The organism is Sphingobacterium sp. CZ-UAM, from assembly GCF_002000245.1.
Taxonomy (GTDB): Bacteria; Bacteroidota; Bacteroidia; order Sphingobacteriales; family Sphingobacteriaceae; genus Sphingobacterium.
The window spans coordinates 1-15,194 of the sequence record NZ_MTCM01000005.1; the positions used below are offsets into that span (position 1 = coordinate 1).

Annotated in this window: 11 protein-coding genes and 2 tRNA genes; all 13 read right to left on the minus strand. The window is 39.7% G+C overall.

What is annotated here, in order from left to right; all coding sequences use genetic code 11:
• Positions 1–810: 810 nt before the first annotated feature.
• Positions 811–5,088, minus strand: coding sequence for a DNA-directed RNA polymerase subunit beta' (rpoC, locus tag BWD42_RS17730; protein ID WP_077437769.1), 4,278 nt, complete (start codon positions 5,086–5,088; stop codon positions 811–813).
• 71 nt (positions 5,089–5,159) lie between these two features.
• Positions 5,160–8,969 (minus strand): DNA-directed RNA polymerase subunit beta, encoded by a 3,810-nt coding sequence (rpoB, locus tag BWD42_RS17735; protein ID WP_046672286.1) that lies wholly within the window; start codon positions 8,967–8,969, stop codon positions 5,160–5,162.
• Between the two features lie 168 nt (positions 8,970–9,137).
• Positions 9,138–9,515, minus strand: coding sequence for a 50S ribosomal protein L7/L12 (gene rplL, locus BWD42_RS17740; RefSeq protein ID WP_002992785.1), 378 nt, complete (start codon positions 9,513–9,515; stop codon positions 9,138–9,140).
• A 78-nt stretch (positions 9,516–9,593) separates the two neighbouring features.
• Positions 9,594–10,112, minus strand: coding sequence for a 50S ribosomal protein L10 (gene rplJ, locus BWD42_RS17745; protein ID WP_077437770.1), 519 nt, complete (start codon positions 10,110–10,112; stop codon positions 9,594–9,596).
• Between the two features lie 2 nt (positions 10,113–10,114).
• Complete coding sequence (gene rplA, locus BWD42_RS17750) at positions 10,115–10,813, minus strand: 50S ribosomal protein L1 (protein ID WP_046672240.1); 699 nt, start codon at positions 10,811–10,813, stop codon at positions 10,115–10,117.
• Between the two features lie 22 nt (positions 10,814–10,835).
• Complete coding sequence (rplK, locus tag BWD42_RS17755) at positions 10,836–11,279, minus strand: 50S ribosomal protein L11 (RefSeq protein ID WP_028072660.1); 444 nt, start codon at positions 11,277–11,279, stop codon at positions 10,836–10,838.
• Between the two features lie 352 nt (positions 11,280–11,631).
• A complete protein-coding gene (locus BWD42_RS17760) occupies positions 11,632–12,003 on the minus strand; it encodes a S41 family peptidase (RefSeq protein ID WP_077437771.1) in 372 nt (123 codons plus the stop codon).
• Complete coding sequence (locus BWD42_RS17765) at positions 11,943–12,710, minus strand: hypothetical protein (protein ID WP_077437772.1); 768 nt, start codon at positions 12,708–12,710, stop codon at positions 11,943–11,945. The genes BWD42_RS17760 and BWD42_RS17765 overlap by 61 nt, the downstream gene beginning before the upstream one ends.
• Before the next feature lie 70 nt (positions 12,711–12,780).
• Positions 12,781–13,326: a transcription termination/antitermination protein NusG gene (gene nusG / locus BWD42_RS17770; RefSeq protein ID WP_077437773.1), complete on the minus strand. Its 546-nt coding sequence runs from the start codon at positions 13,324–13,326 to the stop codon at positions 12,781–12,783.
• Positions 13,327–13,345: 19 nt separating this feature from the next.
• The gene (gene secE, locus BWD42_RS17775; protein WP_028072657.1) at positions 13,346–13,540 is read right to left on the minus strand and encodes a preprotein translocase subunit SecE; all 195 of its coding nucleotides are present in this window, start codon (positions 13,538–13,540) and stop codon (positions 13,346–13,348) included.
• Between the two features lie 23 nt (positions 13,541–13,563).
• Positions 13,564–13,634 (minus strand) — tRNA-Trp (locus BWD42_RS17780).
• Positions 13,635–13,794: 160 nt separating this feature from the next.
• Positions 13,795–14,979, minus strand: coding sequence for an elongation factor Tu (tuf, locus tag BWD42_RS17785; protein WP_077437774.1), 1,185 nt, complete (start codon positions 14,977–14,979; stop codon positions 13,795–13,797).
• 71 nt (positions 14,980–15,050) lie between these two features.
• A tRNA-Thr gene (locus BWD42_RS17790) sits at positions 15,051–15,122 on the minus strand.
• Positions 15,123–15,194 lie beyond the last annotated feature (72 nt).

Consider the following 15,194-nt stretch of genomic DNA (forward strand, 5'->3'; position numbering starts at 1 on the left):
CTAGCGTTCATCCTGAGCCAGGATCAAACTCTCCATTGTAAAATGAAGTTTTTGATTCTAACTATTTACATAATCAGAATTCTTTTTTTATATCTCTGATCTTGGATCGAATTGAACTAATTCTTGAATTTTGTTCATGACTTTCGTCTGTCTACTCGTCACGCTACATGATTGTGTTTTCTTAAAGAACTTTTTGCGCTTCAACTTCCGTATCTGCTTTATTCCGATGGACATTGCGTCCCTCTTTATCTTTTCCTGTTTCCCTCCGTTTCCGTTGGGACTGCAAAGGTAGAAATCTTTTTTGAACTTCCAAAAAACTTTTGAAGTTTTTTTTTCTTTTTCTCTTTTCTGATTTCCGCGTTTAAAATAAGCTGAACGGGATTTTAAATCCTGCCAGGCTCATCTAAACCCTTCTTTTTTCATGGCTGCCTGCTCTCGCGGCAACCGTCCCTCCCTTGCGGAGTGGTGCAAAGATAGGGAGTTTTTATAATCACTTCCAAGACTTTTGTTTATTATTTTTTAATAAAAAAGTTAACTTACTGTAACATTGAAAGATTCATTTGAAAAATAGTATTCCATGGGCAATCCAACAGGTCAAATTAACAAACTGGCACATCCATTAACAGGCAAAATCTGTAAGTAAAATGGACAAGAAAACATCAATTGTCATTTTCCTTTTGTGGAGAAGCAAAATATGCTCATATAGAGTAAATCCACTCGTCTTGAAGAATATAGATCAATGAGTTTCCATGAAGCAAAAAAGGCCCAAGCATACACTTGGACCTTTTTTATATAATAATCGAGTAACGATTAATCTTCTTCTTTCGAAGCCAACAATTGATCGTACTCCTCGCGAGAGCCCACGATTAAATTGCTGTATTGACGGATACCTGTACCTGAAGGGATCAAGTGACCAACGATTACGTTTTCTTTCAAACCTAATAAGTTATCACGTTTACCTGCGATAGCAGCCTCGTTCAACACTTTTGTAGTCTCTTGGAAAGAGGCTGCAGAGATGAACGATTTGGTACCTAATGATGCTCTAGTGATACCTTGCAACAATGGACTTGAAGTCGCTGGAATTGCTTCACGTACTTCTACAAGTTTTAAGTCACGACGTTTCAAGCTTGAGTTTTCCTCTCTCAACTTACGTAAAGAAACAATCTGTCCTGGACGTAAGTTATTCGAGTCTCCTGCATCAACAACCACTTTTTTGTCAAACAAGGAATCATTCTCTTCCATGAAATCCCATTTGTTAACTGCTTCTTTTTCTAAGAAACGAGTATCTCCTGGATCTTCGATGTTAACTTTTTGCATCATTTGGTGAACGATCGTCTCAAAGTGTTTATCGTTGATCTTCACACCTTGCAAACGGTATACCTCTTGGATACCATTCACAATGTAATGTTGCACAGCTGATGGACCTTTGATCGACAAGATATCCGCAGGAGAAATCGAACCATCTGATAATGGCATACCAGCTTTCACGAAGTCATTATCCTGAACAAGGATATGTTTAGAAAGAGGTACCAAGTATTTCTTGATTTGACCATCACGAGACTCGATAGACATCTCACGGTTACCACGTTTCACACCACCTAATGTTACCACACCGTCGATTTCTGTTACAACAGCAGGGTTAGAAGGGTTACGTGCTTCGAACAACTCGGTTACACGTGGAAGACCACCCGTAATATCTCGTGTTTTACCAGTAGAACGAGGAATCTTAACTAAGATACCACCTTCTTTAACAGTCACACCGTTAGCAACAGCAACGTGGGCACCTACTGGAATATTGTATGTACGAATAACCTCTCCTGATTTATCAAGAATCTTGATGGATGGGTTTTTCGTTTTATCACGTGTTTCAATAATTACCTTCTCTTTGTGACCAGTTTGCTCATCTGATTCCTCACGGAAGGTAACACCTTCGATGATCGCATCAAACTCAACTTTACCAGCAAATTCAGAGATAATTACTGCGTTATATGGATCCCACTCTACCAATTTATCACCTTTAGCTACTGTACCGCCATCCTCAACGAACAACTGCGAACCATAAGGGATATTTTGTTGGAATACAATCTTATTGTGTGCATCAATGATCTTAACCTCACCAGAACGTCCTAAGACAACCTGATGTGTACCATTGTCATTTGTTTGCGAAACAGTACGTACGTTTTCAAATTCGATTTTACCATCGTATTTAGAAATGATGCTTGAGTCAGCAGCAATATTCGATGCCGTACCACCCACGTGGAACGTACGAAGTGTCAACTGTGTACCTGGCTCACCGATTGACTGAGCGGCAATAACACCGACAGCTTCACCTAACTGAACACGTTTACCTGACGCCAAGTTACGTCCGTAACAACATGCACAAACACCACGCTTCGACTCACAAGTCAATACCGTGCGAATCTCAATACCTTCGATACCCGCTTTCTCAATAGTTTCAGCGATTTCCTCTGTAATATCTTCGTTTGCAGAAACGATCAACTCCTCTGTTTCCGGATGGAATACATCATGTAAAGGCGTACGACCCAAAATCCGATCGAACAATGGTTCAACAACATCATCATTATCTTTCAATGCTGTCGTATAAATACCACGTAAACCACCACAATCTTGTTCCACGACGATCATGTCTTGTGCTACATCATGTAAACGACGAGTCAAGTAACCCGCATCGGCCGTTTTCAATGCCGTATCGGCAAGACCTTTACGCGCACCGTGGGTAGAGATAAAGTATTCCAATACGGACAAACCTTCTTTAAAGTTTGATAAGATTGGGTTTTCGATAATCTCACCACCAGAAGTACCGGATTTCTGAGGTTTCGCCATCAAACCACGCATACCACATAACTGACGGATCTGCTCTTTCGAACCACGGGCTCCAGAATCCAACATCATGTAAACTGAGTTGAAACCTTGGTTATCATTCGAAAGAATATCCATAACGTGTGCCGTCAATCTGTTGTTGATACGTGTCCAGATATCGATGATTTGGTTGTAACGTTCGTTGTTTGTAATGAAACCCATGTTATAGTTATTCATTACTTCTTCAACCTCGTTAGTTGCTTGTTGAATCAATTCAGCTTTCGCAGCAGGAATGTTCAAATCTTCCAAGTTGAAAGAAAGACCACCTTTGAAGGCTGTTTGATATCCCAATTCTTTCATATCGTCCAAGAATTGCGCAGCACGAGCCATACCCGTTGTCTTCACAATCTCGCCAATGATATTACGTAAAGATTTTTTGGTAAGCAGTTCGTTTACGAAACCCATTTCATCTGGAACAACTTGGTTGAAGATCACGCGACCTACAGTTGTTTCTAACAAGGTATCAACGATACTACCATCTTTTTGTCTAACTTTTGTTTTTACTTTAATCCAAGCGTGAAGGTCAATTTGCTTCTCATTTAAAGCAATGATAACCTCTTCGGCCGAATAGAAAGTCATATCTTGACCTCTTACGATATGATCGCCAGCAGTTCTACGGCCTTTAGTAATATAGTAAAGACCCAATACCATGTCTTGAGATGGTACTGTGATCGGTGAACCATTCGCAGGGTTTAAGATATTGTGGGCTGCCAACATCAAGATTTGGGCTTCCAAAACTGCGGCATTACCTAAAGGTAAGTGAACCGCCATTTGGTCACCGTCAAAATCGGCGTTGAACGCTGTACACACTAATGGGTGCAATTGGATCGCTTTTCCTTCCACCAATGTAGGTTGGAAAGCCTGAATACCCAAACGGTGAAGCGTAGGTGCACGGTTTAGCAATACAGGGTGACCTTTCAATACATTTTCGAGGATATCCCATACCACAGGATCTTTGCGATCAACGATTTTTTTAGCAGATTTTACTGTTTTTACAATACCACGCTCGATCATCTTACGGATGATAAACGGTTTGTAAAGTTCAGCAGCCATATCTTTAGGAAGACCACACTCGTGTAATTTCAAGTGAGGACCTACAACAATTACCGAACGGGCCGAATAATCCACACGCTTACCTAACAAGTTTTGACGGAAACGACCTTGTTTACCTTTCAAAATATCAGATAATGACTTCAATGCACGGTTACCTTCTGTCTTAACAGCATTCACTTTACGTGAATTGTCAAACAAAGAATCTACCGCTTCTTGAAGCATACGTTTTTCGTTACGTAAGATTACTTCAGGAGCTTTGATCTCGATCAAACGTTTTAAACGGTTGTTACGGATAATCACACGACGGTATAAGTCGTTCAAATCCGAAGTCGCAAAGCGACCACCATCCAAAGGCACTAAAGGACGTAATTCAGGCGGGATGATCGGAACGATTTTCACAATCATCCATTCTGGACGATTCTCGATATTTTCACGTGAGCTACGGAAAGCTTCAACCACATGAAGACGTTTTAACGCTTCATTTTTACGTTGCTGCGAAGTTTCATTAGCGGCCTGGTGACGTAAATCGTAAGACAATTGATCCAAATCAATACGTTTCAACAAGTCTTCCAAGGCCTCAGCACCCATCTTGGCAACGAATTTTTGAGGATCGTTATCGTCTAAATATTGATTTTCTTTTGGTAAGGTATCTAAAATATCTAAATATTCTTCTTCAGTCAAGAAGTCCATGAAGTTGATACCATCTTCTTCCTTAATACCAGCTTGGATAACCACATAACGTTCGTAGTAAATGATCATATCCAATTTCTTGGTAGGAAGTCCCAATAAATAACCAATTTTATTAGGAAGAGAACGGAAGTACCAGATGTGTGCAACAGGAACAACCAAATTGATGTGTCCCATACGCTCACGACGTACTTTTTTCTCAGTTACTTCAACACCACAACGGTCACATACGATACCTTTATAACGGATACGTTTGTATTTACCACAGTGACATTCGTAGTCCTTTACAGGACCAAAAATGCGCTCACAGAATAAACCGTCACGTTCTGGTTTGTAGGTACGATAGTTAATCGTTTCTGGTTTTGTAACTTCACCACTTGAGCGTTCCAAAATAGTTTCTGGAGAAGCCAAGCTGATCGTAATCGAAGTGAAGTTGCTTTTAATTTTATTATCTTTTTTGTAAGACATACTTATTCAAAAGTTAAAGCTTTATAAAGAAGCTTTGAAGGACTGAGCCCTTCAAAGCCCTATTTGCTTAATTAATCCAATGTGATATCTAGACCCAATCCACGTAACTCGTGTACCAATACGTTAAACGATTCTGGTACCGATGGTGTCGGAAGGTTGTTACCTTTTACGATTGCCTCGTAAGTTTTGGCACGACCAACCACGTCATCCGATTTCACCGTTAAGATCTCTTGAAGGATGTTAGATGCACCGAATGCCTCCAATGCCCAAACCTCCATCTCACCAAAACGCTGACCACCGAATTGTGCTTTACCACCCAAAGGTTGTTGTGTGATCAATGAGTACGGACCGATTGAACGTGCGTGCATTTTATCATCAACCATGTGACCTAATTTCAACATGTAGATGACACCCACCGTCGTTGGTTGATCAAAACGGTCTCCCGTCAATCCATTGTACAAATATGTACGTCCAGATTTTGGTAAACCTGCCTTAGCAACCCAATCTTGTACCTGATCCATTTCAGCACCGTCAAAGATCGGTGTAGCAAACTTAACACCTAATTTTTGACCAGCCCAACCCAATACAGTTTCGTAGATCTGACCCAAGTTCATCCGTGAAGGTACCCCTAGTGGGTTCAACACGATATCAACTGGTGTACCATCTTCTAAGAATGGCATATCCTCATCGCGTACAATACGTGCAACGATACCTTTGTTACCGTGACGACCAGCCATTTTGTCCCCTACTTTCAACTTACGTTTCTTAGCAACGTAAACTTTAGCCATCTGCACAATTCCTGATGGAAGTTCATCACCGACAGATACTGCGAATTTATCACGTTTGAACGAACCTAACTCTTCATTAATTTTGATATTGTAATTATGAAGGGCCATTTTGATCAACTCGTTTTTATCTTCGTCAGTTGTCCATCCCATTGGGTTGATGTTGTTGTAATCTAATTCAGCTAGGATTTTTTGCGTAAACTTAGCTCCCTTAGCAACCAACAACTCTTTATAGACATTGTATACCCCTTGGCTTGTTTTACCATTCACTACAGTGAATAATTTTTCAACCAAACGATCTTTCAATGATTTAACAGCTCTATCATGAGCAACCTCTAATTTCTCTAAAGTTTTACGTTCAACTTCTTTAGACATTTTCTTCGCACGCGAGAATAACTTCGTATCGATAACAACACCTTTCAATGATGGTGGAGTTTTCAATGAAGCATCTTTCACGTCACCAGCTTTGTCTCCAAAGATTGCACGTAACAATTTCTCTTCTGGAGAAGGATCAGACTCACCTTTAGGCGTGATTTTACCGATAAGGATATCACCACCACCAACTTCAGCACCGATACGGATAATACCGTTTTCGTCCAAGTCTTTTGTCGCTTCTTCAGATACGTTAGGAATATCAGCTGTTAACTCTTCTTCACCACGTTTTGTGTCACGAACTTCAAGTTCGAATTCTTCGATGTGAAGAGAAGTAAACCAGTCTTCTTTCGCTACACGCTCAGAAATTACGATCGCATCCTCAAAGTTATATCCTTGCCAAGGCATGAATGCAACTTTCAAGTTACGACCTAATGCCAATTCACCATTTTCAGTCGCATAACCTTCACATAATACCTGTCCTGGTTCAACTCGTTGACCTTTCTTAACGATAGGCTTCAAGTTCATACATGTATTTTGGTTGGTTTTCTTGAATTTGATCAATTTATACGTTTTGACATCATCATCGAATGATACAAGACGATCATCGTCGTTTCTGTCGTAACGGATCTTAATTTCATCAGCATCTACATATTCTACTACGCCATGACCTTCGGCATTGATCAAGGTACGTGAATCTTTTGCAACACGACCTTCAAGACCAGTACCTACGATAGGAGCTTGTGGACGCAATACAGGCACAGCCTGACGTTGCATGTTCGATCCCATCAATGCACGGTTGGCATCATCGTGTTCCAAGAAAGGAATCAACGAAGCCGCAATAGAGGTAATTTGGTTTGGAGCAACGTCCATATAATCAAGCATATTAGGCTCGATAATTGGGAAGTCACCCTCATATCTGGCTTTCACTTTCGCATCTTCGAAATTACCTTTGTCATCATACAAAGCATTCGCTTGTGCAATTGTTTTACCATCTTCATCCTCAGCAGATAAGTATACTACAGGTTCATCGACCACAACAACCCCATCTTTAACCTTACGGTAAGGAGTTTCAATAAATCCTAAGTGGTTGATTTTCGCGTGTACAGCCAATGAGGAGATCAAACCGATATTTGGTCCCTCTGGTGTTTCGATTGTACAAAGACGACCATAGTGTGTATAGTGAACGTCACGAACCTCGAAACCTGCGCGCTCACGGGAAAGACCACCTGGACCTAAAGCTGACAAACGACGCTTATGCGTGATCTCAGCAAGAGGGTTGGTCTGGTCCATGAACTGAGACAACTGGTTTGTACCAAAGAAAGAATTGATTACAGACGAAAGAGTACGTGCATTAATCAAATCTGTTGGTGTAAACACTTCGTTGTCGCGAATATTCATACGTTCGCGGATTGTACGCGCCATACGAGATAGACCTACACCAAATTGAGCATATAATTGTTCACCTACAGTACGTACACGACGGTTTGATAAGTGGTCAATATCATCCACCTCGGCTTTGGAATTGATCAAGTTGATCAAATACTTAACGATTGCGATGATATCTTCACGTGTCAGGACTTTCGTGTCATCAGGAGTACCCAATTTCAACTTACGGTTGATACGGTAACGACCTACATCACCCAAATCATAACGTTTATCAGAAAAGAATAAACGGTCAATGATACCACGAGCAGTTTCCTCATCTGGTGGTTCAGCGTTACGCAATTGACGATAGATATGCTCTACCGCTTCTTTTTCTGAATTGGAGGTATCTTTTTGTAAAGTATTATATATAATAGAATAATCGGCATTATTTGACTCATCGTCTTTGGCTAAGATAATAGACTTAACACCAGCTTCGATGATCAGATCAATGTGATCTTCTTCTAGAACAGTTTCACGTTCAAGGATAATTTCATTACGGTCGATAGATACCACTTCACCAGTATCCTCATCTACGAAATCTTCTACCCATTTTTTTAATACCCTAGCCGCAAGACGACGGCCAACATATTTTTTAAGACCAGATTTACTAACTTTTACTTCATCAGCTAGGTCAAACAATTCTAAGATATCTTTATCCGAATCGTAACCGATAGCACGCAATAAGGTAGTTACTGGGAATTTCTTTTTACGGTCGATATAAGCATACATAACGTTGTTTACGTCTGTCGCAAATTCGATCCAAGATCCTTTGAAAGGAATTACCCTTGCAGAATAAAGTTTAGTACCATTTGTGTGTCTACTTTGACCAAAGAAAACGCCCGGTGAACGGTGTAATTGCGATACGATGACACGCTCTGCACCATTTACCACGAAAGTACCTTTAGGAGTCATATAAGGGATAGTCCCTAAATATACATCCTGAACAATAGTTTCGAAATCTTCGTGTTCTTCATCATTACAAGATAACTTTAACTTAGCCTTTAAAGGAACGCTATAAGTCAAGCCGCGTTCGATACACTCTTGGATATCATAACGTGGTGGATCAATGAAATAATCCAAAAACTCTAGCACAAAAATGTTTCTTGAATCAGAAATAGGGAAGTTTTCCGAGAATACCTTGAACAGCCCTTCCTGATGGCGGTTGTCAGAAGTAGTTTCTAATTGAAAAAACTCCTTGAAAGATTCCAATTGCACATCTAAGAAATCTGGATATTCCAATACTTTCTTACTTGTCGCAAAGTTTATTCTTTCTTGTTGAATATTATTGTTTGCCAAGGGAATATGAATTTTAGTTTTAAAAAAACTGCGCTTACATGCATGCTGTAAACCACATGTCCACTGTGCCCAGCATATACACAGCATAGTGGCGTATTGATATAAATAGGAATAGACTCTGACGAAAAATCGTCAGAGTCTAAACCTTTTCGGGCTAATTAGTTGAGATTATTTAATCTCAACAACAGCACCAGCTTCTTCTAATTGTTTTTTCAAAGCTTCTGCTTCGTCTTTAGATACACCAGCTTTTAATTCTTTAGGTGCTCCGTCAACTAAATCTTTAGCTTCTTTCAAGCCTAATCCAGCTAAATCTTTAACCAATTTAACTACAGCTAATTTTTGACCACCAGCTTCTTTCAAGATAACGTCAAATGAAGTTTTCTCTTCAGCAGCAGCAGCACCACCTTCAGCTGGAGCAGCAGCTACAGCAACAGCAGCAGCAGCAGGCTCGATGCCATACTCGTCTTTTAAGATATCAGCTAATTCTTTAACTTCTTTTACTGTTAAGTTAACTAACTGTTCAGCAAGTTGTTTTAAATCTGCCATTTTATTTTGAATTTTTGAATGTACTTTGTAAAATTGTTAATTAAATTGTAACGAATAATTCTTGTTCTAGAGGATTCGTTAACCTCTTTCTTCTAAAGCTTTTACCAAACCTGCAACAGTATTTCCTCCTGATTGAAGAGCTGAAATAACATTTTTCGCAGGTGACTGCAATGCAGCGATAACATCAGCGATAAGTTCGTTTTTAGATTTAAGATTAACTAATGCAGTTAATTGATTATCTCCAACGAATGCAGTTTGCTCAATATAAGCAGCTTTCAATACTGGTTTGTCACCAGCTTTACGAAGCTCCTTGATCAATTTCGCAGGTGCGTTTGCAACTTCAGAAAATAACATTGTAGAAGCACCTTTAAGTGTTCCAAAAATATCTTCTTCGTCAACACCAGCTTCGATCAATGCTTTTTTGATCAACGTGTTTTTTACCGCTTTGATTTCGATACCTTGCTCGAAACATTTACGACGAATGTTATTCACTTTTTCAACTGACAACTCAGCAGTATCGGTAATATAGAAGTTACCGTAAGATTTAATCTGTTCGGCTAAAGCTTGAACAATTTCTTGTTTTTCTTCTTTTCTCATGATTAAATACCTGCTACTGATTTAGTCTCAATATGAATACCAGGACTCATAGTTGAGGAAATGTGAATACTTTTAAAGTAAGTTCCTTTAGCTGCAGACGGCTTCAAACGAGCTAGAGTTTGTAATACCTCTAATGCGTTATCATATATTTTATCTGCATCGAACGACGCTTTACCAATAGAAGTATGGATGATACCGGTTTTGTCAACTTTGAAATCGATCTTACCACCTTTTACATCTGTTACAGCTTTACCAACTTCTGTTGTAACTGTACCAGTTTTAGGGTTAGGCATCAAGTTTCTTGGACCTAAAATACGACCCAATTTACCAACTTTAGCCATAACACTAGGCATAGTAATAATGATATCAACGTCAGTCCAACCACCTTCAATTTTGCTGATGTAATCATCTAAACCTACGTAGTCTGCACCTGCCGCTTTAGCTTCTTCTTCCTTATCAGGAGTACATAAAACTAAAACACGAACAGTTTTACCAGTACCGTGAGGTAATGTTGCAATACCACGAACCATTTGATTTGCTTTACGAGGATCTACGCCCAAACGAACGTCGATATCCACAGAAGCATCAAATTTGGTCAATGAGATTTCTTTAACTAAAGCCGAAGCTTCTTTCAAAGAGTATGCTTTACCAGCTTCAATTTTGGATAGTGCCGCTTTTTGATTTTTTGTTAATCTAGCCACTTTTCTTAAATTGATTTCTTAATTAATTGTTCCAAGGAGCATTACCTGATACAGTAATACCCATACTACGTGCTGTACCAGCTACCATTCTCATAGCAGCCTCTACAGTAAATGCATTTAAATCAGGCATCTTATCTTTAGCGATTGTCTCAACTTGTTCCCAAGTGATAGCCGCAACCTTTTTACGGTTAGGCTCGCCAGATCCACTTTTTAATTTAGCAGCGTCTTTCAACTGAACTGCTACTGGTGGAGTCTTGATGATAAAATCGAACGATTTATCAGCGTAAACTGTAATGACAACAGGCAATACTTGACCTGGTTTGTCTTGCGTACGAGCGTTAAACTGCTTACAGAAATCCATAATATTCACACCTTTAGCACCTAATGCAGGTCCTACTGGAGGTGAAGGATTCGCAGCTCCGCCCTTAACTTGTAATTTTACTAACGCACTGACTTCTTTTGCCATTTTGTTTTGAATTTAATTTTGTTAAATGTCTGTTAGTAAGTTGGAAGCAAATAACGTAACATTCATCAGTCGGGACGTAACACCCCAACCGAGGTGCAAAGTTAATAAGAAGATTTTAATCCTGCAAGTATCTAACTTTTAATTTTTCAGGAATTTACACTTTTCCTGAAAAAGCCAGGGTCCATTCGTTTATTTTCCCGAAATGCCAACGATTCAACCAGCTAATTAAACATAGAAGGAGTCAGAATTATTTTTCAAGGCAATGAAAAAAAAATAATATCCAATATAAATACAATTGGATTGATTTCAAAATACTCATGGCGTTGGTGTATTTGCGCTCAATATATCCAACTTAATTTCCTATAGACTTCAGCACTTTATCCATTACCGGATCTTTCCCCGTGATCACATCATCGATACTGCGCACGACAGGAACATCCGGCATTACACCCCTTCCCTCTTCGGCTACTTGAAAATAAGGTTTGACATTCATCAAACCAAAGCGCCAACACAAATGGGAATTTGGAAGTTTAAGCACAGGAAGGGATCCCGCAACCGTACCTCCAGCAGCCCCTCCGGTTTCCTCACCCACAAAAATAGCGCGCTTCCCCGCTTTTAGATTTGTCGCAATCAAACTCGCTGCAGAAAAAGTCCCGCCATCGATCAGTACAAATAATCTACCTCGATATCGATGGAGTTTTGATTTTTCGATTTTACTTCCAATTTCCTCTTTTGTTCGGTCGCTTCAAACTTTCTTACAACAGTTCGCTGGTAAGTACTATCGCTAAGAGAAAACAAGATATCAATGGAATCCCGGTATCCCAGTTCCAGTTGATAATACCGCGGCAACAAACGCTCAAAAGCCCGGTCTATAAATGTTGTATTATAGCCATCCGAAGTAAACGTCGGACGATATTTCGTGTATAGATTTTGAGGCTGTATACCTTCTATAGCGAGTATTTTGGAACCGAGGACCAACGTGGAATCCATCGTTCCATTTTTTATTAGATAAAGTGTATTTCCTTGCCAATGAAAGCCTAATTGCGAAAAAGGCCCCCTACTTTTTTGGTAACGAACTTTATCTTTACCTTGTGGATCGAATTTGGGAATAAGAGGGCTCAGGCTCATGTGTCCCTGCCGAACTTCTGACAATACAGACGCTAGTGCCAACTGAAACTGGTTGGGCAACAATGGCTGGCGGATCGCAAAACGAAGGCTGTCAAACTTAGCTTTTAACAGATCTTCTCGCACATACTGAAACAAATCCGGATGCATTTTCCACAAGTTGTGCTCAACATAGTTGATATCCCGCTGCATTGCCTCCACAACAAGGGGTGTCTCTATAAAACGATTGTACTTCTCAACGTTTGCACAGCTCAGCAATGTGAAAGCATAGAACAATAAGATTAAATAACTAGCCGGCCTTTTCATTAGTAGTAATATACAAAAAAAAGCCTTCCAATTTTCATGGAAAGCTTTTCTCTATCGTTAATTACTAATCTTACTCTTTTTCTACTTGCATGTAGTTCAATTCAAGAGGAGTCTTGCGTCCGAAGACTTTAACCATTACGATCAATTTCTTCTTATCTTCGTGAACCTCTTCAATTTCACCTGTAAAACCGTTAAAAGGACCATCATTTACTTTCACAGTTTCACCAACGTAATAAGGAACATTAATGGTTTCGCCTTGTTCTGCCATTTCATCAACCTTACCTAAGATACGGTTAACTTCCGCTTGGCGCAAAGGAACAGCATTTCCGGCTTTATCACCCAAGAAACCAATTACGCTATTGATATTCTTAATGATGTGCTCCAACTCTCCATCCAAGGCAGCCTCCAATAAAACGTAGCCTGGGTAGTAGTTACGTTCTTTAGCAACCTTTTTACCATCACGCATCAAGTAATATTTTTCCATTGGAATCAACACTTGAGGAACCAGGTGTTCAATACCTAAACGACTAACTTCGGCATCAATATATTGCTTTACTTTCTTCTCTTTCCCACTTACAGCACGAACTACGTACCATTTTAAACCTTGATCTGCCATAAATAAATACTATTGAAAATTAAGAAGCAATACCGTACAAGAACTCTAATCCTACACTCGAAGCCTTATCCATTACAAAGACCACCAATGCAATAAGAAGAGATGCAACAAGCACAATAACAGCTGAACTTTGCAACTGAGACCATGTAGGCCAAGTCACTTTCTCAGTGATCTCTACATAAGAGTCTTTAAAAAAATCAAGTACTTTTGCCATTTTAGTTTATCTGTTTTTATAAGCACGGGCACCAGGACTCGAACCCAGACCAAAGGTTTTGGAGACCTTCGTTCTACCTTTAAACTATGCCCGTGTATTTCTTATTTTGTGATGCAAATATAGTGTTTTAAACCACTTTCTGCAAATCTTTTTTTCTTTTTTTTTATTTTAATCCGATAAATCGCTTATCGAAAAAATAAGCTAATCAACCTCAGTCGATTAGCTTATCTTATATTTTTCTAGATCTTTAAAGACTAGATAATTTCAGTTACCTGACCAGCACCTACTGTACGACCACCCTCACGGATAGCGAAACGTAGACCTTTTTCCATAGCGATAGGAGAGATCAATTTAACAGAGATCGTAACGTTATCACCTGGCATAACCATTTCAGTACCTTCTGGTAAAGAGATTTCTCCAGTTACGTCAGTTGTACGGAAATAGAATTGAGGACGGTATTTGTTGAAGAATGGAGTGTGACGTCCACCTTCTGCTTTTGACAATACGTAAACCTCAGCTTTGAAATGATCGTGAGGAGTTACTGAACCTGGTTTACAGATAACCATACCACGTTTGATATCAGTTTTCTCAATACCACGTAACAATAAACCTACGTTATCACCAGCCTCACCGTAATCTAAGATTTTACGGAACATCTCAACACCTGTTACTGTAGATTTCAAGTTCTCAGCACCCATACCTAGGATCTCAACTGGATCACCAGAGTTGATTACACCTCTTTCGATACGACCTGTAGCAACTGTACCACGACCAGTGATTGAGAATACGTCCTCGATAGGCATCAAGAAAGGTAAGTCAGTCAAACGTGGAGGAATTGGAATGTAGTTATCTACAGCATCCATTAATTCCATGATTTTCTCAACCCACTCAGGCTCACCGTTCAATGCACCTAAAGCAGATCCTTTGATTACAGGGATATCATCACCTGGGAATTCGTAGAATGACAATAACTCACGAACTTCCATTTCTACTAAGTCTAACAACTCAGGGTCATCAACTAAGTCAGTTTTGTTCATGAATACTACTAACGCAGGAACACCTACCTGACGAGCCAACAAGATGTGCTCACGAGTTTGAGGCATAGGACCATCAGTCGCAGCAACTACGATGATAGCACCGTCCATTTGAGCAGCACCAGTTACCATGTTCTTAACGTAGTCAGCGTGACCTGGACAGTCAACGTGTGCATAGTGACGGTTAGCTGTAGAATATTCTACGTGTGCAGTATTGATTGTGATACCACGCTCTTTTTCTTCAGGAGCAGAGTCAATTGAATCAAATGAACGAGCTTCTGACAAACCTTTATCAGCCAATACTTTAGTGATAGCAGCTGTAGTTGTAGTTTTACCGTGGTCAACGTGACCGATAGTACCAATGTTTAAGTGTGGTTTACTACGGTCAAATTTCTCTTTTGCCATGTTTATGCGAATTAGTAATTATAAATTATTTCTATTTGTTATATACTCTTGCTTAACTTTACACAAGTACGAGCCAAAGATGGGATTTGAACCCACGACCTCTTCCTTACCAAGGAAGTGCTCTACCCCTGAGCTACTTCGGCTTACTAAAAAACCTTATTTACGTATTAATGCCCCCACCTTTAGATACATTATTATCAAAGAAGATAGAGACT